This window comes from Saccharopolyspora sp. NPDC000359 (assembly GCF_040300525.1).
Classification (GTDB): Bacteria; Actinomycetota; Actinomycetes; order Mycobacteriales; family Pseudonocardiaceae; genus Saccharopolyspora.
The window spans coordinates 138,501-160,619 of record NZ_JBEPDU010000004.1 but is presented as its reverse complement, the minus strand read 5'-3'; the positions used below and the strand labels follow the sequence as shown (position 1 = coordinate 160,619).

Here is a 22,119-nt window from a genome sequence, read left to right as displayed (position 1 = left end):
GACGTCCGTCCGGATGGTCTTGGTGGCCACGCAGAGCGAACGGCGGTCGAACGGCGGGTGGCCGGACGGGGGCGGAACGGGCGCCTCCGCCGCGAGGCGTGCGAGTCTCCGGCGGCCGTGCTAGCGACCCGGTTAGGCTCGTAGGCGGTCGTCGGGCGTTCGGCCGGTTTCGCCGCGCGCGGGAACGCCGGGGCGGCCCGCTTCGTCCATAGTTCAAAAGCTGGTTAGGAGCACACGTGGCGATCATCGAGCAGGTCGGTGCCCGCGAGATCCTGGACTCCCGCGGTAACCCCACCGTCGAGGTCGAGGTGGCATTGGAGGACGGCACGCTCAGCCGCGCCGCGGTCCCCTCGGGCGCTTCGACCGGCGAGCACGAGGCCGTCGAGCTGCGCGACGGCGACGCCGGGCGCTACGGCGGCAAGGGCGTGGAGAACGCGGTCGCGGCGGTGCTGGACGAGATCGGGCCGGAACTGGTCGGGTTGGACGCCACCGAGCAGCGCGTCGTCGACCAGAAGCTGGTCGACCTGGACGGCACCCCGGACAAGTCCCGGCTGGGTGCCAACGCGATCCTCGGCGTCTCGCTGGCGACGGCCAAGGCCGCTGCGGAGACCTCCGGGCTGGAGCTGTTCCGCTACGTCGGCGGGCCGAACGCGCACGTGCTGCCGGTGCCGATGATGAACATCCTCAACGGTGGTGCGCACGCCGACACCGGCGTCGACATCCAGGAGTTCATGATCGCGCCGATCGGCGCGGACACCTTCTCCGAGGCGCTGCGCTGGGGCGCGGAGACCTACCACGCGCTCAAGTCGGTGCTCAAGGCCAAGGGCCTGGCCACCGGTCTCGGCGACGAGGGCGGGTTCGCCCCCGACCTGCCGAACAACCGCGAGGCGCTGGACCTGATCGCCTCCGCGGTGGAGAAGGCCGGGTACAAGCTGGGCCGCGACATCGTGCTGGCGCTGGACGTCGCCGCCACCGAGTTCTTCGCCGACGGCACCTATGCCTTCGAGGGCGCCAAGCGGACCGCGGACCAGATGGCGGACTACTACAAGGAGCTCATCGGCGCCTACCCGCTGGTCTCCGTCGAGGACCCGCTGTCCGAGGACGACTGGGACGGCTGGGCCAGCCTGACCGAGCAGGTCGGCGACCAGGTCCAGCTGGTCGGCGACGACCTGTTCGTGACCAACCCGGAGCGCCTGGACGAGGGCATCTCGCGGGGCGCGGCCAACGCGCTGCTGGTCAAGGTCAACCAGATCGGCACCCTGTCGGAGACCCTGGACGCGGTCAACCTGGCGACCTCGTGCGGCTACAAGAGCATGATGAGCCACCGCTCCGGCGAGACTGAGGACACCACGATCGCCGACCTGGCGGTGGCCACCGGCTGCGGCCAGATCAAGACCGGTGCCCCGGCGCGCAGCGAGCGGGTCGCCAAGTACAACCAGCTGCTGCGCATCGAGGAGGCCCTCGGTGAGGCGGCCCGGTACGCGGGCGAGCTGGCGTTCCCGCGGTTCACCCCGGAGAGCTGAGCCGTGCCGGTCGGGCGCGCATCGGAACCGCGGCGGCGCCGCCAGGGGGACACCCCGGCGCAGCGCCGGGCCGAGCGCGCCCGCCGCAAGACCGGCGCGACGTCGGGCAAGCGGCCGGGGCGGCAGTCGTCGTCCCGGTCCCGCCCGAGGTCGAGCACCGGGGGTGCTTTCAAGCTCTCCTCGACCCGGCGGGCCGCTGGCCTGGCGATGCTGTTCTGCGTGATGGCGCTGAGCGTCTCGGTGCCGCTGCGCACCTACCTGAGCCAGCGGGCCGAGCTGGAGGCGCAGGACCAGCAGCGGGCCGCGCTGGCGCAGCAGGTCAGCGAGCTGGAGAAGCGCAAGGAGGAGCTCTCCGACCCGGCCCAGCTGGAGGCCGAGGCCCGGGCCCGGCTCGGCTACGTCCGGCCGGGGGAGACGCCCTACATCGTGGAGGTGCCGACCGCGCCGGTCGCGCCACCACCACCTGCGGAGTCCGCCGACGACGGGCTGCCGTGGTACGAAGAGCTCTGGAATTCGGTCACGGGGAAGGGATCTTGACGTTGAACTCGGGTGCGCCGGTGATCAGCGACGCCGATCGGGAATGCGTCCGCCGGCAGCTCGGCCGTCCGCCGCGCGGCCTGCGCGCGATCGCGGCCCGCGACGCGGCCGGTGAACCGACGGTGGTGCAGACCTGGCCGCGGCTGGAGGACGGCACCCCGTTCCCGACCCTGTACTACCTGACCGCGCCGCAGCTGGTCGCGCACGCCTCGACCTTCGAGGCGGAGGGCCTGATGCGCGAGATGCAGGACCGCCTGGCCACCGACGAGGACCTGGCGGCTCAGTACCGCCGCGCCCACGAGTCCTACCTGGCGGAGCGCGACGAGCTGGAGTCCCTGGGCACCGACGTCAGCGCGGGCGGCATGCCGGACCGGGTGAAGTGCCTGCACGTCCACATCGCCCACGCCCTGGCCAAGGGCCCCGGTGTGAACCCCTTCGGCGACGAGGCGATCGCCCTGATCGCCGACCGCTGGCCAGAACACCGCCACCTCCTCAACCGCTGACCCAGAACGCCACCAACCTCCCAGGGGCAGGTCGTCCCTCCCGGCGCCCGCTCCGCGATCCCGCACCCCAACGGATCAAGCGACCAAATCCCCTGCGAGGTGACCTCGGCGTCGTGAGTGCGTAACAGTGTTCTGGCACCGTTTCGCACTCACGACCCCTGACCTGCACAAACGCTGCCTCCAGTGGAGGGGGGAGGTGTGCTGGTTCGCGAGCCCGTCACTCATCTCACGATCTGGTGCTGGGGGCTGTTGGCGGCGACTTCGGTGCTCGTCTGGCATGCGGTCGGCGTGTCGGGTGTCCGACACACCGGTGGTGCGCAGTTTCAATTGAAACTGCGACCGTTGCCCACTCATGTTCGAGGTTTCAATTGAAACTGCGGACCCGGGTGTCACCCAGCTGTGGTTCCCGTGGGGTTGGCGAGTGTCCGTTGTGGTGGGTCGACTGGGCGTTCGATTCCCTTGGGCGTTGTGCGGTTGTTCGGTCAGTGGGTGGGGGTTGTGCGGTTGAGGAGGCCGTGGGCTCCGGGGATGGGGGTTGCGCCGAAGGTTCGGGATGCTGTGGTGAGGCGGGTTGTGGTGAAGGCTTCTGCGACGTGTGTGGGGGCGTGGCGGAGGAGGAGCGCTGACTGGAGGGTCAGGGCCAGGAGTTCGGCCAGGGCTCGGGCCCTTTCCGGTGCTGGGGCGTCCAGTTCCGCTCGGAGGCGGCGCAGGGCTTCGTCGTAGTGGGTGTTGGCGCCCGCCGCCGCGTCGAGTTCCGCGAACAGTGCGTCCCTTGTGGACGGTTGCTTCTCCAGGGCGCGCAGGAGGTCCAGGGCGGTGACGTTGCCCGAGCCCTCCCAGATCGACATCAGCGGTGCCTCCCGGTACAGGCGTGGCATGCCGGATTCCTCGACGTAGCCGTTGCCGCCCAGGCATTCCAGCGCTTCCGCCACCACCGCGGGGGCGCGCTTGCAGACGTAGAACTTCGCCGCCGGGAGCGCCAGCCGCAGCAGGTCGTGCTCGCCCTGCTCCACCGCCGCGGCCAGGCGCATCGCCAGCGTGGTCGCCGCTTCGGACTCCAGCGCCAGGTCGGCCAGCACGTTCTGCATCAGCGGCAGGTCCGCCAGGCGCGCGCCGAAGGCGCTGCGGTGCTGCACGTGGTGGGCCGCTTCGGACAGCGCGATGCGGATGTTCGCCGCCGAGCCCAGCACGCAGTCCAGCCTGGTCATCGACACCATCTCGATGATGCAGCGGACGCCGCGGCCCTCCTCGCCGATCAGGTGGCCGATCGCGCCGGTGTACTCGATCTCCGCCGACGCGTTGGACTTGTTGCCCAGCTTGTCCTTGAGCCGCTGCACCCGGATCTCGTTGCGGCTGCCGTCCGGCAGCACCCGCGGCACCAGAAAGCAGCTCAGCCCGCCGGGCGCCTGCGCCAGGGTGAGGAACAGGTCGTTCATCGGCGCCGAGGTGAACCACTTGTGCCCGACCAGCCGGTAGCTGCCGTCGGCGAGTCGTTCGGCGGTCGTGGTGTTGGCGCGCACGTCCGAGCCGCCCTGCTTCTCGGTCATTGACATCCCCGCCAGCAGCGCGGTCTTCTCCGCGGGCGGACGCAGGCCGAAGTCGTACTCGGTGGCGGCGAGCTTCGGCACGTGCTGGGCGGCCAGCTCGGGGTTGTAGCGCAGCGCGGGCACTGCCGAGTACGTCATCGAGATCGGGCAGCTGTGCCCCGGCTCCACCTGCGACCACAGGTAGAAGCCCGCCGCGCGGCGCAGGTGCGCGCCCGGCCCGCACGTCCACGGCGCGGCGTGCAGGCCGTGCTCGACGGCGCGTGACATCAGCCAGTGCCAGGACGGGTGGAACTCGACCTCGTCGATCCGGTTGCCGTAGCGGTCGTGCGTGCGCAGCTGCGGCGGGTGCTCGTTGGCGAGCCGCCCGTGCTCGCGGGCCTCCGCCGACCCGGCCTCCTTGGCCAGCGCGGTCAGGTCCCCGACGGCGTAGCGGGTGAGCGCCGAGCCCAGCGCGGGATCGCAGGCCAGCGGGTCGAATCCGGACAGCGGTGGCGGCTGGTTGGTCACCTGGTGGGTGCCGAACACGCGGGGCTCGTCGGTGAGCGTCATGCCCGGAGCGTAGGCAGATTTCGCTCGATCGGCGGGAACCCGACGGAGCGCACCGCCCGGACGGAGCAGTGGGAACGGGTGGTCGAGACCAGTCACCAGTCGTCCGGGTGACGTGTCGGCCCGCCATCCGGCGATCGTCCACCTGGTGGTGTATCCAGGAGGCCATTCGTTTTTCGGGGTTGGCGGTCCACGTCGGGGGAATGGACTAGTGACGGCTCGCAGCAAGCGCCACGGCAAGCACATGTGGAGGACGGCTCCGCGGTTCGGCGGGGTGGCGGGGCACCGGGCGCGGAGGTGGGTCGCGGTCACCGCGCTGACCCCCGCGCTGCTGATACCGTTGTCGCTGGTCGGAGCGTCGAGCTCGTTCCTGGCGGCGCCGCCGGGGTCGGTGCCGCGCGAGCTGGGCGTCACCGGGAACCTGCCGCAGGCCCCGCAGCCCGGACCGGACCTGCTCGGGCAGGCCGGTGATCCGCGCGAGCTGGCCGACGGTGCCGAGCGGCCGATCGAGCTGCCCACCGGGTCGCTCGGCATCCCCGAGGTCGTACTGGCCGCCTACCACCGGGCCGCGGACGCGGCGAACGGGCGCAACCCGAGCTGCGGGCTGCACTGGTCGGTGCTGGCGTCGATCGGCCGCATCGAGTCGGGGCACGCCCGCTCCGGCAGCGTCGACCTGCTGGGCACCACGATCCGCGCCATCCTCGGCCCCCGGCTGTCCGGCGGCCCGGGGATCGCGGCGATCCCGGACACCGACGGCGGCGCGTTCGACGGCGACCCGGTGTGGGACCGCGCGGTCGGGCCGATGCAGTTCATTCCGTCGACCTGGCGGAAGTTCGCGGTGGACGGCAACGCCGACGGTGCGGCAAGCCCGCACAACGTCCACGACGCGGCTGCCGCGGCCGGCCAGTACCTCTGCATCGGGGGTGGTGACCTGCGCGAACCGCGCGACCTCGCGGCTGCGGTGTTCCGCTACAACCACTCCGAGAGCTACGTGCGCACGGTGCTGATCTGGGCCGCCGCCTACGCGAACGGCGTGACGCCGACGCCGACGGACCTGGCGCCCGAGGTCGACGACGTGCTCGCCGGTGAGCGTCTGCCCGACGGCCCCGCGGTCCTGGCCCTGCCCGCCGCACCGGCGGCGCTGCCTGCCGCGCCACCTGCGCCGTCGTCCGAGCAGCCGCCGGTTCCCTCCGGCGAGCCCCCGGCACCGCCCGGGGAGGTGCCGCCGCACTCCGGCGAGCCGCTGCCGCACCCCGGCGAGGTGAGCGTCCCATCGCCGTCGATCCCGGAACCGTCGCCGCCGAACCTGCCCCCGTCCACTCCCGGCACTTCCGCGCAGCCGTCGAACCCGCCTGGAACCTCGGTGCCGCCGTCCACTCCGGGCGAGCCCGCGCCAACACCTGGGGCGCCGTCGCCCACGCCCGGCGCACCGCCATCGGAACCGGCGCCGGGGGCGCCGCCGTCCGGCGAGGTCCCGCCGCCCGAGGCGAAGCCCGAGCCGGGCGCTCCGCCGCCCGGTGCCTTGCCGCCTGCCGCACCGCCGCCTTCGGCTCCGCCATCCGACGCCCCACCGCCCGCCGCACCGCCACCGCCGCCCGGCGAACCGTCGTCGGCGACGCCTCCGCCGGGGGCCAGCGCGCCGCCGTCGGAGCCCGCTCCGGGGGGTGCGCCTGCGCCACCGTCCGTCACCGCGCCTCCGGCGACGTTGCCCGAAACGGGCGACCCCGTTCCGGTGCCCGTCGAGTCGCTCGGGACCTGTGACCCGGCAGTGCTGGGCCGGGGCGAGTTCTCGCTCGACCAACCAGCGCCGGGCACCTCGATCGGGCCGGGCACCGGCGACCCCGCGACCCTCGCGCCGGGCCAGGAGGTCTACGTCCAGAACGGCACTCCGGGGACCTTCGCGACCTGCACAACGGGAATTCCCACCCCTCCGCAGTGAACCCCCGAAGGTCCTGCTGGGCCGCGTCGACCGGGGAAGTAGCGTGGACCTCGGGGCTGCGCGAAGCGGAGGAGGACTGGGATGCCACGGGTTGCGGCGATCGACTGCGGGACGAACTCGATCCGGCTGCTGGTAGCCGATGTGACGGTGCACGAGGACGGTCGGCGCGACCTGCGCGACGTGTACCGCGGGATGCGGATCGTCCGCCTCGGGCAGGGCGTGGACGCCACCGGTCGGCTCGCCGACGAGGCGCTGGAGCGGACCCGGGAGGCGCTGGTCGAGTACGCCGCGATGGCCGTCCGCAAGGGCGTCGAGCGGGTGCGCATGGTGGCGACCTCGGCGACCCGGGACGCGGAGAACCGCGAGGACTTCTTCGCCATGGTGCGGGACGTGCTCGGCGTGGACGCCGAGGTGATCAGCGGTGACGAGGAGGCCCGGCTGTCCTTCACCGGCGCCGTCGGCGACCTGGACCCGCTGGACGGCCCGTTCGTGGTCACCGACGTCGGCGGTGGGTCCACCGAGGTCGTGGTCGGCACCTGGGACGGGGTGCGCGCCGACATCACGGCCGCGCACTCGGCGGACGTGGGCTGCGTGCGGCTGACCGAGCGCTGCCTGCACACCGATCCGCCCACCGAGGAGGAGGTGCGGGCGGCGGAGAAGGTGGCCCGGCAGGTGCTGGACGAGGCCTTCGCCGCGGTGGACTGCTCGGGCGCGAAGACCTGGGTCGGCGTCGCGGGGACCGTCACCACGTTGTCCGCGATCGCGCAGGACCTGCCGGAATACGATCCGGTGGCAATTCATCTTTCCCGTATTTCCCAGAGTCGGGTCGAACGAATCACCGAGGAACTGCTCGGCATGACGCACGAGGAACGCTCCGCAATCGGTTCGATGCACCCGGGGCGGGTCGATGTCATCGGCGGTGGTGCGCTGGTGGTGGAGGTGCTCGCCGAGGAATTGGCGGAGCGCGCGGGGATCACCGGGGTCACTGTCAGTGAGCACGACATCCTGGACGGTATTGCCCTGTCTATCAGCTAGTTCTCACGATGTGAAAACTTGATTCCAACTTTTGGGTGATATCTGGTCTGGATCGAATCAGAAAGTGACGGCTTTGTGACAGTGCACCGGCGTGATCTGGTTCTCCCTTATGTTTACGCTCGTCTGACGCGGCGGTGAATGATCCGCCGCGCGTGATGCCTTGGGAATGAAACCCCCGGGGAGCGCGTGGAAACAGGAGGACGCTCAATGCGGAAACGACGCTTGGTCGCTTGGGTTGCGGCCCCACTGGCGGTGGGGTTGCTCGCCAGCGCCTGCGGCGGTGGTGGTGGTGGGGCGGCCGAGGACGGCATCGTCACGGTCAACCACACCGAACCGCAGAACCCGCTGCTGCCTGGTAACACCAACGAGACCGGTGGCGGCAACGTGCTGAAGGCGATGTTCACCGGCCTGGTCGACTACGACGAGAAGACCACGGAGCCGTACAACGCCGTCGCCGAGTCGATCACCTCGGACGACAACAAGGTTTTCAAGATCAAGCTCAAGCCCGGGTGGACCTTCCACGACGACACCCCGGTCACCGCGAACAGCTTCGTGAAGGCCTGGAACTACGCCGCCTACGCGCCGAACGGCCAGTCCAACTCGTCGTTCTTCGAGCACATCCAGGGCTACTCGGAGGTCAACCCGCCGGACCCGGACGGTGACGCCGGCCCGGCCGAGGCGCCGCAGCCGACCGCCCAGGAGATGTCCGGCCTCAAGGTGATCGACGACCTGAACTTCGAGGTCACGCTCGACGCGCCGTTCGCCACCTTCCCGGTCATGCTCGGCTACACCGCGTTCTCCCCGCTGCCGGAGAGCTTCTTCGCCGACCCGAAGGCGTTCGAGGAGCACCCGATCGGCAACGGCCCGTTCAAGTTCGACTCCCGCCAGCCGAACGCGTTCATCAAGCTCACCACGTACGACAAGTACGCGGGCAAGAACAAGCCGCAGATCAAGGGCATCGAGTTCCGCATCTACAACGAGCTCGAAACCGCCTACCAGGACCTGGTCTCGGGCAACCTCGACTTCGTCGACCAGCTGCCGCCGTCGGCGCTGGTCGGTGACAAGTGGAAGTCCGACCTGCAGGACCGCGGCGAGTCCAAGCCGATCCTGAGCAACAACGCGCTGCAGGTCGCGCTGTACGCCCCGGAGTACAAGGACCCGCGGGTCCGGCAGGCGATCTCGATGTCCATCGACCGCGAGCAGATCACCTCGACGGTCTTCCAGAACGCCTACGAGCCGGCCAACGGCTGGGTGCCGGGCGGCGTCATCCCGGGCTACCAGGACGGCGGCTGCGGCGAGTTCTGCGAGTTCAACCCGGAGAAGGCCAAGCAGCTGCTGGCCGAGACCGGCTTCAAGGGCCCGGTTTTGATCGACTCCAACTCCGACGGCGGGCACAAGGAGTGGATCGAGGCCATCTGCGGCCAGGTCAAGAACAACCTGGGTGTCGACTGCGTGTACAACCCGGTCCCGACCTTCGCCGAGTTCCAGAAGATCCACGACGAGAACGCCCACCAGGGGCCGTTCCGCTTCGGCTGGCTGGGTGACTACCCGGCGGCCGAGACCTTCCTGGGCAAGATCTACCGCACCGGTGCGTCGTCGAACTACATGCGCTACTCCAGCCCCGAGTTCGACGCCGCGATGGACCGCGCGGACCAGGCCCCCACCGAGGAGGAGGCCAACAAGCTCTACGCGGAAGCGGAGAAGGTCCTGGCCAAGGACATGCCGTCCATCCCGCTTTGGAACCAGAAGGCCGTGGTCGGCTGGTCCGAGCGGCTGGAAGGTGCGACGGTGACCTTTGACCGGAACCTGAACTTCGAGACCGTCAAGCTGAAGTCCTGATCGGGTAAGTCCGGGTCCGGCCCGACCAGTTGGGCCGGACCCGGCTTGCGTCCTGGAGGAGGTTCACGTGGGGCGCTACGTGCTGCGGCGGTTGCTGCAGCTGATCCCGGTATTCATCGGGACGACCTTCATCATCTACGCCCTCATCTGGGCGTTGCCCGGCGACCCGTTCGCCGGCCGCTGCGGGGACCGGCCGTGCCCGCCCGCCTACATCGCGGAGATGACCGAGAAGTACAACCTGGACGACCCGGTGATCGTCCAGTACTTCAAGTACCTGGGGAAGATCCTGACGGGTGATTTCGGCGAGACCTTCGCCGGCATCGAGGTCAACCAGCTGGTGGCCGACGCCTACCCGGTCACCCTGCGGCTGGCCATCGTGGCGCTGGGCTTCGCCGCGCTCATCGGCATCGGCGCGGGCATCATGACCGGCCTGCGCGGGCGCGGGTTCATGGACAACCTCGTGCTGATGTCCACCCTGTTCCTGATCTCGCTGCCGGTGTTCGTCACCGGCTTCATCCTGCAGGTCGTGCTGGGCACCGAGCTCGGCATCATCACGCCGAGCGTCAGCTCCAAGGCCACCTGGGGCGAGCTGATCGTGCCGGGCTTCGTGCTGGGCAGCACGTCGATGGCCTACGTGGCGCGGCTGACCCGGACCAGCCTGATGGAGAACAAGCGGGCCGACTACGTGCGCACCGCGGTGGCCAAGGGGCTCGAGCCCAAGCGGGTCGTCGGGGTGCACCTGCTGCGCAACTCGCTGATCCCGGTGATCACCTTCCTGGGCACCGAGCTCGGCGCGCTCATGGGCGGTGCCATCGTCACCGAGGGCATCTTCAACATCCGGGGCATCGGCGGGCTGGTCTACAAGGCCATCCTCACCAAGGAAGGCACCACGGTGGTCGGCATCGTGACCCTGCTGGTCCTGGTGTACCTGCTGATGAACCTGCTCGTGGACCTGCTCTACGCGGTTCTCGACCCGAGGATCCGATATGACTGAACAAAGCGCTGCCAGCTTGACGTCGGAGCCGACTCCACCAGAGCCGGAGACCACGGCGGCCGGGCCCGCCCCCAAGAGCCAGAAGCCACGCGGGCTGTGGGGCGACGCCTGGCGCGACCTGCGCCGTCGACCGATCTTCCTGATCTCGATGGCGATCATCTTCGTGCTGCTGGTGATGTCGTTCTTCCCGCAGCTGTTCACCTCGGTGGACCCCAACCACATGGACCTGTCCCGGTCCCGGCAGACCCCGTCGGCGGAGGCCTGGTTCGGCTACGACACCCAGGGCCGCGACATCTACGCCCGGGCCATCTACGGCGCCCGCGCCTCGATCATCGTCGGTGTCATGGCGACCGTGCTGACGGTGCTGATCGGCTCGATCTTCGGCCTGATCGCCGGGTACTTCGGCGGGTGGCTGGACAGCCTGCTGTCCCGGTTCGGCGAGATCTTCCTGGGCCTGCCGTTCGTGCTGGGCGCGATCGTCATCCTGACCACGCTGAACCCGGCCACCGAGATCCCCGACGCCTTCAAGATCACCTCGCTGGTGATCCTGTCGATCTCGATCCTGTCCTGGCCGATCTCGATGCGGATCATGCGTTCCGCGGCGATCTCGGCGCGCAACCAGGACTACGTCAAGGCCGCGCGCGCCCTGGGGGCCGGACCGGTGCGCATCATCCTGCGGCACATGCTGCCGAACTGCCTGGCGCCGGTCCTGGTGTACGCCACGATCGCGCTCGGGTCGTTCATCGCCGTCGAGGCGACGCTGTCGTTCCTCGGCCTGGGGCTGCGGTCGCCGGTGGTGTCCTGGGGCGTGATGATCGCCGACTCGCGCCAGTACATCCAGACCTCGCCGCACCTGCTGGTCTTCCCGGCGGCGTTCCTGGTGGTCACCGTGCTGGCGTTCGTGATGCTCGGGGACGCCGTGCGCGACGCGCTCGACCCGAAGCAGAAGTAGGAGAACCCTTTGTCTACTGTGGACGAGAAGACCGCGGGGGAACACCTGCTGGAGGTCGAGGACCTGCACGTGGAGTTCCGCACCCGCGACGGGGTGGCCAAGGTCCTCAACGGCGTCAGCTACCACGTCGACGCGGGCGAGACGCTGGCCGTGCTGGGCGAGTCCGGCTCCGGTAAGAGCGTCACCGCCCAGACCATCATGGGCATCCTGGACATCCCGCCGGGCGCGGTCACCGGGGGCTCGATCCGCTACCGCGGTGAGGACCTCCTGTCGGCGTCGGACAACCGGCGCCGCGAGCTGCGCGGCGAGTCGATGGCGATGATCTTCCAGGACGCGCTGTCGGCGCTGAACCCGGTGTACACGGTCGGCTTCCAGATCGCCGAGCAGCTCCGGCTTCGCCGCGGCATGTCCCGCAAGGACGCCACCGCCAAGGCGGTCGACCTGCTCGACCAGGTGAAGATCCCGAACGCCAAGCAGCGCGTGAAGGAGTACCCGCACCAGTTCTCCGGCGGCATGCGGCAGCGCGCGATGATCGCGATGTCGCTGGCGCTGGACCCGGACCTGCTGATCGCCGACGAGCCGACCACCGCGCTGGACGTCACGGTGCAGGCGCAGATCATGGATCTGCTCGACGAGCTGCGCCGCGAGCGCGGCATGGGGCTGATCCTGATCACCCACGACCTGGGCGTGGTCGCCGAGGTCGCGGACCGGATCGTGGTGATGTACGCGGGGCGGATCGTGGAGTCCTCCGACGCGTACTCGCTGTACAAGCAGCCGGGCCACCCCTACACCGAAGGCCTGATGCGGTCGATCCCGCGGCTGGACCTCAAGGGCCAGGAGCTGGAGACCATCAAGGGCCTGCCGCCGAACCTGCTGGCGGCGCCGCCGGCCTGCCCGTTCCACCCGCGCTGCCCCCGCGCCGAGGCGCGGTGCAGCACCGAGGTCCCGGAGTACCACCAGCTGGGGCTGGGGCGGATCAGCGCCTGCCACTTCGCGGAGGAGATGATGAGCCGTGGCTGAGCCGATCCTCCAGGTGAAGGACCTGGTCAAGCACTTCCCGGTGACGCGCGGTGTGCTGTTCAAGCGCACCATCGGGCAGGTGCGGGCCGTCGACGGTGTGTCGTTCGACCTGGCCAAGGGGGAGACCCTCGGCGTGGTCGGCGAGTCCGGCTGCGGCAAGTCGACCCTGGCGCAGGTGCTGATGCGGCTGGAGAAGCCGACCAGCGGCAGCGCGCTGTTCGAGGGGCGCGACATGTTCAAGATGCGCGGCTCCGAGCTGCGCAAGCTGCGGCGCGACCTGCAGATCGTGCTGCAGGACCCGTACACCTCGCTGAACCCGCGGCGCACCGTCGGCGACATCGTCGGCGAGCCGTTCGAGATCCATCCCGAGGTGGCCCCGAAGGGCGAGCGGCGGCGCAAGGTGCAGGAGCTGCTGGAGGTGGTGGGGCTCAACCCCGAGCACATCCAGCGCTACCCGCACCAGTTCTCCGGTGGTCAGCGGCAGCGCATCGGCATCGCGCGGGCGCTGGCGCTGCGGCCGAAGGTGATCGTGTGCGACGAGCCGGTGTCCGCGCTGGACGTCTCCATCCAGGCGCAGGTGATGAACCTGCTGGGCGACCTCCAGAAGGAGTTCGGCCTGTCCTACGTCTTCATCGCCCACGACCTCGGGGTGGTGCGCCACCTGTCCGACCGGGTGGCGGTGATGTACCTGGGCAAGATGGTGGAGATCGGCACCGACGAGCAGATCTACGAGCACCCGCAGCACCCGTACACCCAGGCGCTGCTGTCCTCGGTGCCGGTCCCGGACCCGACCGCGCGCGGCAAGCGCGAGGTCATCCGCCTGACCGGGGACGTGCCGAGCCCGGCGAACCCGCCCTCGGGTTGCCGGTTCCGCACCCGCTGCTGGAAGGCCCAGGACCGCTGCGCGGAGGAGGTCCCCCAGCTGGAGGTCCGCCTGGGCAACCACCCCTCGGCCTGCCACTTCGCCGAGGAACGCCCCCACGTGGTGTCCTGACGACGAGCTCTGCGAGGTGAAGGGCACCTTCCGCTGACTCAGTCGGCGGAAGGTGCCCTTCACTCGTCACCGGACAAGGTGATTCGGGAAGACCTGGACTTCGAGTTCCGCGGGGCGCCTGGCGTCGCGTCGTTCTGCGGGGTCGAGGTGGCGGCGTGGCGGCTCCCGTCGGAGTCGGAGCGGGTGCGCGAGAACACCTGCGGTCGTGAGTGCGTAACAGTGTTCCAACCCCGTTTCGCACTCACGACCCCTCGCGAGTGGCGACGGCTGACTCCCCAGCGGCTGGAGTCGCCACGTTGGCGGTACTTCGCGGCGCGGGTCACCGCCTGGGCGGCGGACAGCATCGCCGCATGGCGTTGAGGATCAGCTCGATCTCCTGCGGGGAGCGGTTCTCCGCTGCTGCTCGGCGGTGCATGGTGATGCAGCCGATGAGCAGGGAGCGGAGCTCCGCCGTCGTGATGTTGGAGCGGACCGCGCCGCACTGCTGGGCGCGTTCCAGCAGGGCCCCGAGGACGGTGTCGAAGTCGGTTTCCCGGCACTCCGACTTCGGTTGCCGACCGGTTGATCCCAGGGCGTCGCAGAGGTCCTTGTTGAACGAGGCCTGCTCGACCACCTGGCGGAAGTAGTCGAAGAACGCCTGCTCCGGGTCGTCGGCTTCGGCCAGTTCGCGGGCGTCGTGGACCATGCGCTGGATCCGCTCGGAGACGACCGCGTCGAACAGCGCTTCCTTGGTGGGGAAGTGGCGGTAGATCGTGCCCGGGCCGACGCCGGCGCGGCGGGCGATGTCGTCCAGCGGGACTGCCAGGCCCTCGGCCGCGAACAGCTCCTGAGCCGCGGCGAGGACGCGGTCCCGGTTGCGCTGGGCGTCCGCGCGCAGTCGTTTCCCCTGGTTGTTGGTGGTCGTCACGTCCCGACCATATCGCGTCGCGGACAACCGGAGCGTGCGTTCCGTATAGTCGTCGAATATAAGCGGGGCGCATGTTCCGTTTAAGGTTCCGGATAGCGGAGGACCCAGTGCCCACAGAAGACAAGGTCGTGCTCGTCGTCGGTGCCACCGGTCAGCAGGGTGGTGCCGCCTCGGCCCAGCTGCTCGACCGCGGCTGGCAGGTGCGGGCCTTCACCCGCAGCGCCGCGAGTGCTGCGGCTCGACGGCTCGCCGACGCGGGGGCTGAGTTGGTTGAGGGCGACATGGGCGACCGGGCGGCCCTGGAGTCCGCGATGCGCGGTGCGCACGGGGTTTTCAGCGTCCAGCCGGCCTTCGTCTCGCCGGAGCTGACGCCGGACTTCAGCCACGAGGTGGAAGTCCGCTGGGGCAAGAACGTCGCCGACGCGGCGAAGGCCGTCGGAGTCGGGCACCTCGTCTACGCCTCGGCGTTCAACGCCGAGCGGGCGACCGGCATCCCGACGCTGGAGACCAAGTGGGCGGTCGAGCAGCACATCCGCGAGATCGGCGTGCCGGCCACGATGCTCCGCCCGGTGTCGTTCATGGAGAACTACCTCGCGATGATGCCGGGCCAGTCAGTCACCGACGGCGAGCTCGTCAGCGCGCTCCGGGCGGACGTGTCGCAACCGCTGATCGCGACGGAGGACATCGGCGCCTTCGCGGCGCTGGCGTTCGAGAACCCCGACGAGTACATCGGCGAAGTGCTTGAGATCGCTGGCGATTCGCTCACCCCGCCGCAGATCGCCGCGGCGCTCGCCCGGGCGACGGGTCGCGAATTCCGGCACGTCGAGATGCCGCTGGAGCCGCTCCGGGAGCAGAACCCGGTCCTGTACCGCGCGTACAAGGTGCTGAACGAACTCGACTCCGACGTCGTGGACGTTCCAGCACTGCGCGAGATCCACCCGGGCCTGCTCACCTTCGAGTCCTGGCTCGCGAAGCGGCGCTGAACGGTCGTGAGTGGCGATGGTGGTCAGGGCGACCATCGCCGCTCACGAGGTGGTGGTGTGGGGTCGTGAGTGGTGGTGGTTGGGGCGACCATCGCCGCTCACGAGTCAGGCGGAGTTGTCCGCGCCGAGTCTGGGGAAGGGGCGGGTGGAGAAGACCACTTCCACCGGTACTTCGAAGTGCTCCGCGATGTGCAGGGCCAGGTGAAGGCTTGGGCTGTACTCGCCGCGCTCCAGGTAGCCCACCGTTTGGTAGTGCACGCCGAGGGCTTCCGCGAGCTGCCGGCGGGAGGTGCCCCGTTCCGCGCGCAGCATCGCGATGCGGTTGTAGATCGTCTCGCTCATGTTCCCTCCGCCTCAGCGCACGCGCTGCAGGGCTTTCTCCCTCCGCGCCGCCAGGGTCGAACCGGACTCGCGCCGCGCCATCCGGCGCAGCACCACCGGCGCGACCGCGAGTCCGACCACGGCCCACAGGACGAGCACCCCGATGGTTCCCAGGTGCCGCCACGACTCGCCGATCTCGGCCGTCGCCGCCGCGTCCGGCAGCAGGATCAGCGCCATGCTGGTGGGGATCGAGAACAGTGCCCCGAAGCTGGGTCCGATCGGGATCGTCGCGACCAGGCCCAGCACCGTCACCCCGAGCACGCCCAGCCACGGACCGAGGGCTCGCACGCGCGCCTGCTGGGCAAGATCGACGCCCGCTCCACGGTCGGCGCGCTGGGTGAACCGGCTGGACGACACGTTGGTCACCCAGCCGATCGGGTCGACGCCTTTGAGCACGTCCGTCGTTCCGTAGCTCATCCGCAGGCCGCGGACGTCGAGCGCGGTCGCGTCGGTGGTTGGCGGTCTCGCGTGATCGTTGTTGGCTGTCATTGCCCCAGTTCTTCTTGTCATGAACATCCGTCGAGATGTAGTACGGGTGCTATATCTCGTGGAAACGGCTGAGCATGTGTGGTGCAGATCTCCTCTCGCTGTAGATCGACTTCAGCGGCTACGCCTGGCGCCCGGGTGCTGGACGGGCCTTGCCAACGGGGGTTCGGCGGATAGCCTTGGCGGTGCTGGTGGTTCGTCCGCTTCCGCGACGCGGGAGGGGACGAGGCAAGAGGGAACCCGGTGCGAATCCGGGACTGCCCCGCAGCGGTGAGCGGGAACGACCGCCGTCATCGAGCACTGGACGCCAACGTCTGGGAAGCGACGGCCAGTAGGTACCTCCGTGCAGGAGAGCGCCCGCGAGTCCGAAGACCTGCCACCGGTGCGCCCGCCGACCGGTGGGCGCGGTCCGAGGTCTCGCGGGAGGACCTGGCCGACGAGCGGCTGCCGCTCGCTGGTTCGCGCCCGCACGACCTCGGCACACCTGATGTCGAGCTCGCGAGGTGAGGGACTTGACCAGCAAGATCGGATCGACCGCGCTCGGATACCCCCGGATCGGGCCGGGGCGGGAGCTGAAGCGGGCCCTGGAGAGCTACTGGGCCAACCGCTCCACCGAGGCGGAACTGCGCGAGGTGGCCCGGGGCCTGCGCATCGACACGTGGCGCCAGCTGCGCGACTCGGGACTGGACTCGGTGCCCGGCAACACGTTCTCCTACTACGACCACGTGCTCGACACCGCGGTCACCTTCGGCGCGGTGCCGCCGCGCTACGCCGAGCTGGGGCTCGGTCCGCTGGACACGTACTTCGCGATGGCGCGCGGGGCTTCCACCGTGCCGCCGCTGGAGATGACGAAGTGGTTCGACACCAACTACCACTACCTGGTGCCGGAGATCGGACCGGACACGCGGTTCTCGCTGACCGACCGGACACCCGTCGAGCAGTACCGCGAGGCCCTGGAAGCCGGTGTGACCACCCGGCCGGTGCTGGTCGGTCCGCTGACCTTCCTGCTGCTGGCCAAACCGGCGGCCGACGCGCCGGAGGACTTCCGCCCGCTGGACAAGCTGCCCGAGCTGCTCGACGCCTACGCCGAGCTGCTGCGCGAGCTGCACCGCGCGGGGGCCGAGTGGGTGCAGCTCGACGAGCCCGCCTTCGCCGCCGACCGCACGCCGGAGCAGCTGCAGGCGCTCGGCGACGCCTACCGCCAGCTGGGTGGGTTGGCCGCGCGGCCGCAACTGCTGGTGGCGGGGTACTTCGGCGACTTCAGCGAGGCGGTGCGGGTGCTCGCGGCCACCCCGGTGGAAGCGCTCGGGGTTGACCTGGTGACCGCGACGTCCACTGTGGACTCGCTGTCCGGGGTGCCGGGACTGCGGGACAAGGCGCTGGTGGCCGGGCTCGTCGACGGGCGCAACGTCTGGCGCACCGACCTGGACCGCGCCCTCACCACGGCGGCAACCCTGCTCGGGCTGGCCGGTGAGGTCGCCGTGAGCACCTCCTGCTCGCTGCTGCACGTCCCCTACGACGTCGAAGCCGAGGACATCGACCCGCAGGTCAAGTCCTGGCTGGCCTTCGCCGCGCAGAAGGTGCGCGAGGTCGTCGTGCTCGGGCGCGCGCTGGAGGAGGGGCGGGAGGTGGTGGCCGCCGAGCTCGACGCCGCCCGCGACGCCATCGCCGACCGCGCTGGGGCGGCGCGCGTGCGCAACAACCGCGTCCGCGCCCGGCTGGACTCGCTGCGGCCCGAGCACTCGCAGCGCGGCGACCACCAGAAGCGTCGGCAGGCCCAGCAGGAGTCCCTGCGGCTACCGCCCCTGCCCACCACGACGATCGGTTCGTTCCCGCAGACCACCGACGTCCGCAAGGCGCGGGCGGCGTTCCGGGCCGGGCGCATCGACCGGGCCAGCTACCAGCAGCGGATGCGGGACGAGATCCGGCGCGTGGTCGAGCTGCAGGAAGCGGTCGGGCTCGACGTGCTGGTGCACGGCGAACCGGAGCGCAACGACATGGTGCAGTACTTCGCCGAGCACCTGGACGGGTTCACCAGCACCGCGGGCGGCTGGGTGCAGTCCTACGGGTCGCGGTGCGTGCGGCCGCCGATCCTCTACGGCGACGTGTCCCGGCCGGGACCGATCACCGTGGAGTGGGCGACCTGCGCGCAGGCGCTCACCGCCAAGCCGGTCAAGGGCATGCTCACCGGCCCGGTCACCATCCTGGCCTGGTCGTTCGTCCGCGACGACCAGCCGCTGGCGGACACCGCCGCGCAGGTCGCGATGGCCATCCGCGACGAGGTGCAGGACCTGGAGGCGGCCGGCATCCGGGTGATCCAGGTGGACGAGCCCGCGCTGCGCGAGCTCCTGCCGCTGCGCGCGGCGCAGCACGAGGCGTACCTGCGGTGGGCGGTGTCGGCGTTCCGCCTGGCCACCTCCGGCGTCAGCGACTCCACCCAGGTCCACACCCACCTGTGCTACTCGGAGTTCGGTGACGTGATCGACGCGATCGTGGCGCTGGACGCCGACGTGACCAGCATCGAAGCGGCCCGGTCGCGGATGGAGGTGCTGGACGACCTCAACGCGGTCGGCTTCAGCCGCGGTGTGGGGCCGGGGGTGTACGACATCCACTCGCCGCGCGTGCCGGACGCGGCCGAGGTGGTCGACCTGCTCCGCGCGGCCCTGCGCTCGGTGCCCGCGGACCGCCTGTGGGTCAACCCGGACTGCGGCCTGAAGACCCGCGGCTACGCGGAGGTCGAACCGGCGTTGGAGAACCTGGTCAGCGCAGCGCGAGTGGTCCGCCGCGAGCTGCCCTGACCGCGAGCGTTGCGGGCGGTGCGGTTCCCCCACCACTCACCGCACCGCCCGCAACACCTCCCGCGCGGGGTGACTGCCCGGACCTCGCGCGACCGTCAGACGGCCAACTCCCGTTGAGGTCGCGTTGGGACGCGCCTGACCGGGGTCAGGTCTGCGGGGCGAGGTCGGGGCCGAGGGAGGCGAACTTCTCGCGGGAGACCACCCGGGGCGGGGGCCAGGTGATGTTGCGCGGGGGCCAGGACTGGCCGGTGCGCTTGAGGAACCACTCCGGCGGCTCGTACATCGGCGGTTCGAAGTCGGCGGGCAGCATGCTGCGCCACTCGACGTCCTTGGTGCGCTCGGCGAACTCGTCCTTCAGCGTCTGCAGCCGCTCCGGTTGGGTGAGCAGGTCGATCGCCAGCGCCGCGAGGTACTTCGACGCCGCGAGCAGCGCCGCGTGGCCCATGGGGGCCGCGGTCGTCGCCGCGAACGCCCAGTTGTGCGTCTTGCAGCCGATCGGGGCGACCGCCGTGCCGAGGCTGACGGTCGGCACCTGCCAGCTGATGTCGGCCACGTCGGTCGACCCGCCGCCCAGGAACGCCGGGTTCGGCGGCTCCAGGTCGCCGATCTCGGTGGACACGCCCTTGGTCGGCAACCCGAGCGAGTCCTGGATCTCCCGCGCCAGCCGCTGGTCGGCGTCGGTGAACCGCGGCGGCCCGATCTGGAGCATGTTCTCGTGCAGCAGCTCGGCGGCCGACCGCGACGGCAGCTTGTTCCAGCAGGCCGCGGTGATTTTGTGCTCCACCCGGGTCTGGCTGGCCTGGGCGGCGGCCTGCGCGCAGGAAACGACCTTGTCGAACAGCACCTTGACCCGTTCCGGGCTGCCTTCCCGCACGTAGTAGGAGATCTGTGCGATCTCCGGGGTCACGTTCGGCGCGTCACCGCCGTTGTTGATCACGTAGTGCAGCCGCCCGGACGGCGCCAGGTGCTCCTCGCGCAGGAACTCCGTCATGGTGGCGAGCATGATCGCCGCGTCCAGCGCACTCTTGTTGCCCAGCGGGAGCCCGCCGTGCCCGGCCACGCCGAGGAAGGTGAAGGTCACCGCGGTCAGCGCGCTGCTGGTGCCCCAGCCGGTCGAGTTGGTGGTGCCCGGGTGCCAGTCCAGGAACGCGTCCAGCCCGCGGTAGACGCCCTCGCGCACCGCGTAGGCCTTGCCGATCAGCTGCTCCTCGGCGGTCGAGCCGAAGAACTTGATGGTGCCGCCGACCCCGTTGCGGCGCATGCCCTGCGCCGTCGCCGCGGCTGCGCCCGCTGCGGCCGAGCCGAGCGCGGCGTGTCCGCAGCCGTGGCCCGGGCCGTAGGTCGGGGCGAACGGGTCGTGGTGGTAGACGAGCGGGTCGTGCTGCCCGGCGCCCTTCTTCTGCGACAGGCCGGGCAGCGCGTCGTACTCGCCGCTGAACCCGAGCGTCGGCCCGGCTCCGTTGTGGAAGGTCGCGACGAACGCGGTGGGGAAGCCCGCCGCGCCCCACTCGATCTGGAAGCCGTTGCGGCGGAGGAACTCGGCTTCGGCGATCGAGGAGTTCCACTCGCGCAGCGACAGCTCGGCGTGCTCCCAGACCTCGTCGTTGAGCGCGGTGATGTCGCCGCCGTGCGCGTCGATCCAGGCCAGCGCGCCCCGCTTGGCCGGGGTGTCCTTGGCCAGGCCGGTCGGCGGGGTGTACCCGCTGGTGGTGTCGCTGGCCGTCGCGGCCATGGCGGCGTCGCCGGTCATCGCCAGCCCGGCGGAGGTGACACCTGCCGCGCCGAGCAGGTGGAGGACTTGGCGGCGGCTCAACCCGCTCTGCGGTGCGGCATGTTCGTGGTCGCTGTGGTGCAGGTCACACACGATGTGTCTCCCCGGGCCGACGATCGTTTGCCTCGGCAAGCATTCGGTTGAAGGTTGGACGAGGTCAAGGAGATCGACCCGAACGGACGCGTGTGCGGTTGACTTCCGGTGGTGGCCGAGAAGACTGGAGGGCGTGGTCAAGACGCTGCACCCGCGGAACTACGACGACGCCTACCACGTCGGCGACTACTTCCGGCAGGGCAACTCCGTGCTCATGGACCTGTCGGGTGTGTCGAGCTCCGAGGCCCGGCAGCTGGTCGACTTCGCGGCGGGCATGGTCGTGGCGCGGGAGGGCAGCATGGAGCGCGTCGCGCCACGGGTGTTCCTGCTGAGCCACCCGGAGCGGAAAACCGGTTGATCGATCCGGTGTGCGGGGTAGGGTTCGCGACTGCGCTTGCCGGCAACGAGGTTCGGGGGATTTCCGTGGCTGCTCCAGTCGATCCGTCCAATGTGGAGCAGTTGCGCGCGTGGGACGGGGACCAGGGTGGCTTCTGGGCCGCCCGCGCCAAGCGCTTCGACGAGGGCGTGGCCCGCTACCACGGGCGGTTCCTCGACGCCGCGGCGATCGACCGCGCGGCGGAGGTGCTCGACATCGGCTGCGGCAGCGGGCAGACGTCGCGGGACGCGGCCCGGCGCGCGGTGGACGGGTCGGTGCTGGGTGTGGACCTGTCCTCCCAGATGATCGAGCTGGCCCGCCAGCTGGCCGCCCGGGAAGAGCTGTCCAACGTGGCGTTCGAGCAGGTCGACGCCCAGGTGCACGACTTCGGCGAGCAGCGCTTCGACGTCGCGGTCAGCCGCCACGGGGCGATGTTCTTCGGCGACCCGCTGGCCGCGTTCGGCAACATCGCGCGGGCGGTGCGCCCCGGTGGGCGGCTGGTCCTGCTGACCTGGCAGCCGGTGGAGCGCATCGAGTGGGTGGTCGCGTTCCGCACCCTGCTGACCGGTGAGCCGCCGAAGCCGCCCGCGAGCGGCCCGAACCCGTGGTCGCTGAGCGAGCCCGACGTGGTCCGCGAACTGCTGACCGCCGCCGGGTTCTCCGACGTCCAGCTGCACGGCCTCACCGAGCCGATGTACTTCGGCCGGGACGTCGACGACGCCTGCGACTTCGTCACCGAGCAGCACGCCGGGTTGCTCACCGCGCTCCCGGAGGAAGAGCGCGACCGGGCCGTGGCCGAGCTCCGCGCGGACCTGGCCGAGCACCAGACCGCGGACGGCGTGTTCTACGACTCCGCGGCCTGGCTGGTCGAAGCCCGCCGCTGAGCCCGCCGCGG

18 protein-coding genes, 1 pseudogene and 1 riboswitch are annotated in these 22,119 nt (G+C 70.5%); of the genes and pseudogenes, 14 read left to right on the top strand and 5 right to left on the bottom strand.

All coding sequences use genetic code 11. The annotated features are described in order from the left end of the window. The first annotated feature begins 236 nt into the window (after positions 1-236). The 3 genes from eno to ABT324_RS04825 are packed head-to-tail and all read left to right on the top strand — an operon-like array spanning position 237 to position 2,563. Positions 237-1,523 (top strand): phosphopyruvate hydratase, encoded by a 1,287-nt coding sequence (gene eno / locus ABT324_RS04835; RefSeq protein WP_351171690.1) that lies wholly within the window; start codon positions 237-239, stop codon positions 1,521-1,523. A gap of 3 nt (positions 1,524-1,526) precedes the next feature. Further along, entirely contained in the window at positions 1,527-2,060 is a 534-nt protein-coding gene (locus ABT324_RS04830; RefSeq protein WP_351171687.1) for an FtsB family cell division protein, read from the top strand. A gap of 2 nt (positions 2,061-2,062) precedes the next feature. Continuing rightward, positions 2,063-2,563: a DUF501 domain-containing protein gene (locus ABT324_RS04825; protein ID WP_351171810.1), complete on the top strand. Its 501-nt coding sequence runs from the start codon at positions 2,063-2,065 to the stop codon at positions 2,561-2,563. A gap of 482 nt (positions 2,564-3,045) precedes the next feature. Here the strand turns inward: ABT324_RS04825 and ABT324_RS04820 are convergent, their stop codons facing one another. Further along, entirely contained in the window at positions 3,046-4,659 is a 1,614-nt protein-coding gene (locus ABT324_RS04820; RefSeq protein ID WP_502949692.1) for an acyl-CoA dehydrogenase family protein, read from the bottom strand. A gap of 208 nt (positions 4,660-4,867) precedes the next feature. On the opposite strand from ABT324_RS04820, the gene ABT324_RS04815 reads away from it, so the two are divergent. The 7 genes from ABT324_RS04815 to ABT324_RS04785 all read left to right on the top strand — a co-directional run bounded on the left by ABT324_RS04815 (position 4,868) and on the right by ABT324_RS04785 (position 13,429). After that, positions 4,868-6,595, top strand: coding sequence for a lytic transglycosylase domain-containing protein (locus tag ABT324_RS04815; RefSeq protein ID WP_351171684.1), 1,728 nt, complete (start codon positions 4,868-4,870; stop codon positions 6,593-6,595). Between the two features lie 81 nt (positions 6,596-6,676). Next, complete coding sequence (locus ABT324_RS04810; RefSeq protein WP_351171681.1) at positions 6,677-7,630, top strand: Ppx/GppA phosphatase family protein; 954 nt, start codon at positions 6,677-6,679, stop codon at positions 7,628-7,630. 207 nt (positions 7,631-7,837) lie between these two features. After that, on the top strand, positions 7,838-9,469 hold the full coding sequence (locus tag ABT324_RS04805) for a peptide ABC transporter substrate-binding protein (RefSeq protein ID WP_351171678.1): 1,632 nt from the start codon (positions 7,838-7,840) through the stop codon (positions 9,467-9,469). Between the two features lie 67 nt (positions 9,470-9,536). Continuing rightward, positions 9,537-10,463 (top strand): ABC transporter permease, encoded by a 927-nt coding sequence (locus ABT324_RS04800; protein WP_351171675.1) that lies wholly within the window; start codon positions 9,537-9,539, stop codon positions 10,461-10,463. Next, the gene (locus ABT324_RS04795) at positions 10,456-11,415 is read left to right on the top strand and encodes an ABC transporter permease (protein ID WP_351171672.1); all 960 of its coding nucleotides are present in this window, start codon (positions 10,456-10,458) and stop codon (positions 11,413-11,415) included. Before ABT324_RS04800 ends, ABT324_RS04795 begins: the two co-directional genes overlap by 8 nt. A 9-nt stretch (positions 11,416-11,424) precedes the next feature. Next, the gene (locus tag ABT324_RS04790) at positions 11,425-12,435 is read left to right on the top strand and encodes an ABC transporter ATP-binding protein (protein ID WP_351171669.1); all 1,011 of its coding nucleotides are present in this window, start codon (positions 11,425-11,427) and stop codon (positions 12,433-12,435) included. Beyond that, on the top strand, positions 12,428-13,429 hold the full coding sequence (locus ABT324_RS04785) for an ABC transporter ATP-binding protein (RefSeq protein ID WP_351171666.1): 1,002 nt from the start codon (positions 12,428-12,430) through the stop codon (positions 13,427-13,429). Before ABT324_RS04790 ends, ABT324_RS04785 begins: the two co-directional genes overlap by 8 nt. A 319-nt stretch (positions 13,430-13,748) precedes the next feature. Here the strand turns inward: ABT324_RS04785 and ABT324_RS04780 are convergent, their stop codons facing one another. After that, entirely contained in the window at positions 13,749-14,336 is a 588-nt protein-coding gene (locus tag ABT324_RS04780) for a TetR/AcrR family transcriptional regulator (RefSeq protein WP_351171663.1), read from the bottom strand. A 107-nt stretch (positions 14,337-14,443) separates the two neighbouring features. On the opposite strand from ABT324_RS04780, the gene ABT324_RS04775 reads away from it, so the two are divergent. Then, positions 14,444-15,319 carry an NmrA/HSCARG family protein gene (locus ABT324_RS04775; RefSeq protein ID WP_351171660.1) on the top strand — a complete coding sequence of 292 codons (876 nt, stop codon included), beginning with the start codon at positions 14,444-14,446 and terminating at the stop codon, positions 15,317-15,319. Between the two features lie 105 nt (positions 15,320-15,424). On the opposite strand, the gene ABT324_RS04770 is transcribed toward ABT324_RS04775, so the two are convergent. Together ABT324_RS04770 and ABT324_RS04765 are read right to left on the bottom strand one after the other, a co-directional pair. Next, positions 15,425-15,661, bottom strand: coding sequence for a helix-turn-helix transcriptional regulator (locus ABT324_RS04770; RefSeq protein WP_351171657.1), 237 nt, complete (start codon positions 15,659-15,661; stop codon positions 15,425-15,427). Positions 15,662-15,673: 12 nt separating this feature from the next. After that, a pseudogene (locus ABT324_RS04765) lies at positions 15,674-15,970 on the bottom strand (ABC transporter permease); the annotation flags it as partial. A 391-nt stretch (positions 15,971-16,361) separates the two neighbouring features. Continuing rightward, positions 16,362-16,581: riboswitch (cobalamin riboswitch) on the top strand. Between the two features lie 117 nt (positions 16,582-16,698). On the opposite strand from ABT324_RS04765, the gene metE reads away from it, so the two are divergent. Beyond that, positions 16,699-18,984 carry a 5-methyltetrahydropteroyltriglutamate--homocysteine S-methyltransferase gene (metE, locus tag ABT324_RS04760; RefSeq protein ID WP_351171654.1) on the top strand — a complete coding sequence of 762 codons (2,286 nt, stop codon included), beginning with the start codon at positions 16,699-16,701 and terminating at the stop codon, positions 18,982-18,984. 145 nt (positions 18,985-19,129) lie between these two features. On the opposite strand, the gene ABT324_RS04755 is transcribed toward metE, so the two are convergent. Further along, on the bottom strand, positions 19,130-20,848 hold the full coding sequence (locus ABT324_RS04755) for an amidohydrolase (protein WP_351171651.1): 1,719 nt from the start codon (positions 20,846-20,848) through the stop codon (positions 19,130-19,132). A gap of 133 nt (positions 20,849-20,981) precedes the next feature. Here ABT324_RS04755 and ABT324_RS04750 point away from each other — a divergent pair, with 133 nt between their 5' ends. Beyond that, a complete protein-coding gene (locus tag ABT324_RS04750; protein WP_351171648.1) occupies positions 20,982-21,206 on the top strand; it encodes a cell division protein SepF in 225 nt (74 codons plus the stop codon). Positions 21,207-21,271: 65 nt separating this feature from the next. Beyond that, entirely contained in the window at positions 21,272-22,108 is an 837-nt protein-coding gene (locus tag ABT324_RS04745) for a class I SAM-dependent methyltransferase (RefSeq protein WP_351171646.1), read from the top strand. The last annotated feature ends 11 nt before the right edge of the window (positions 22,109-22,119 follow it).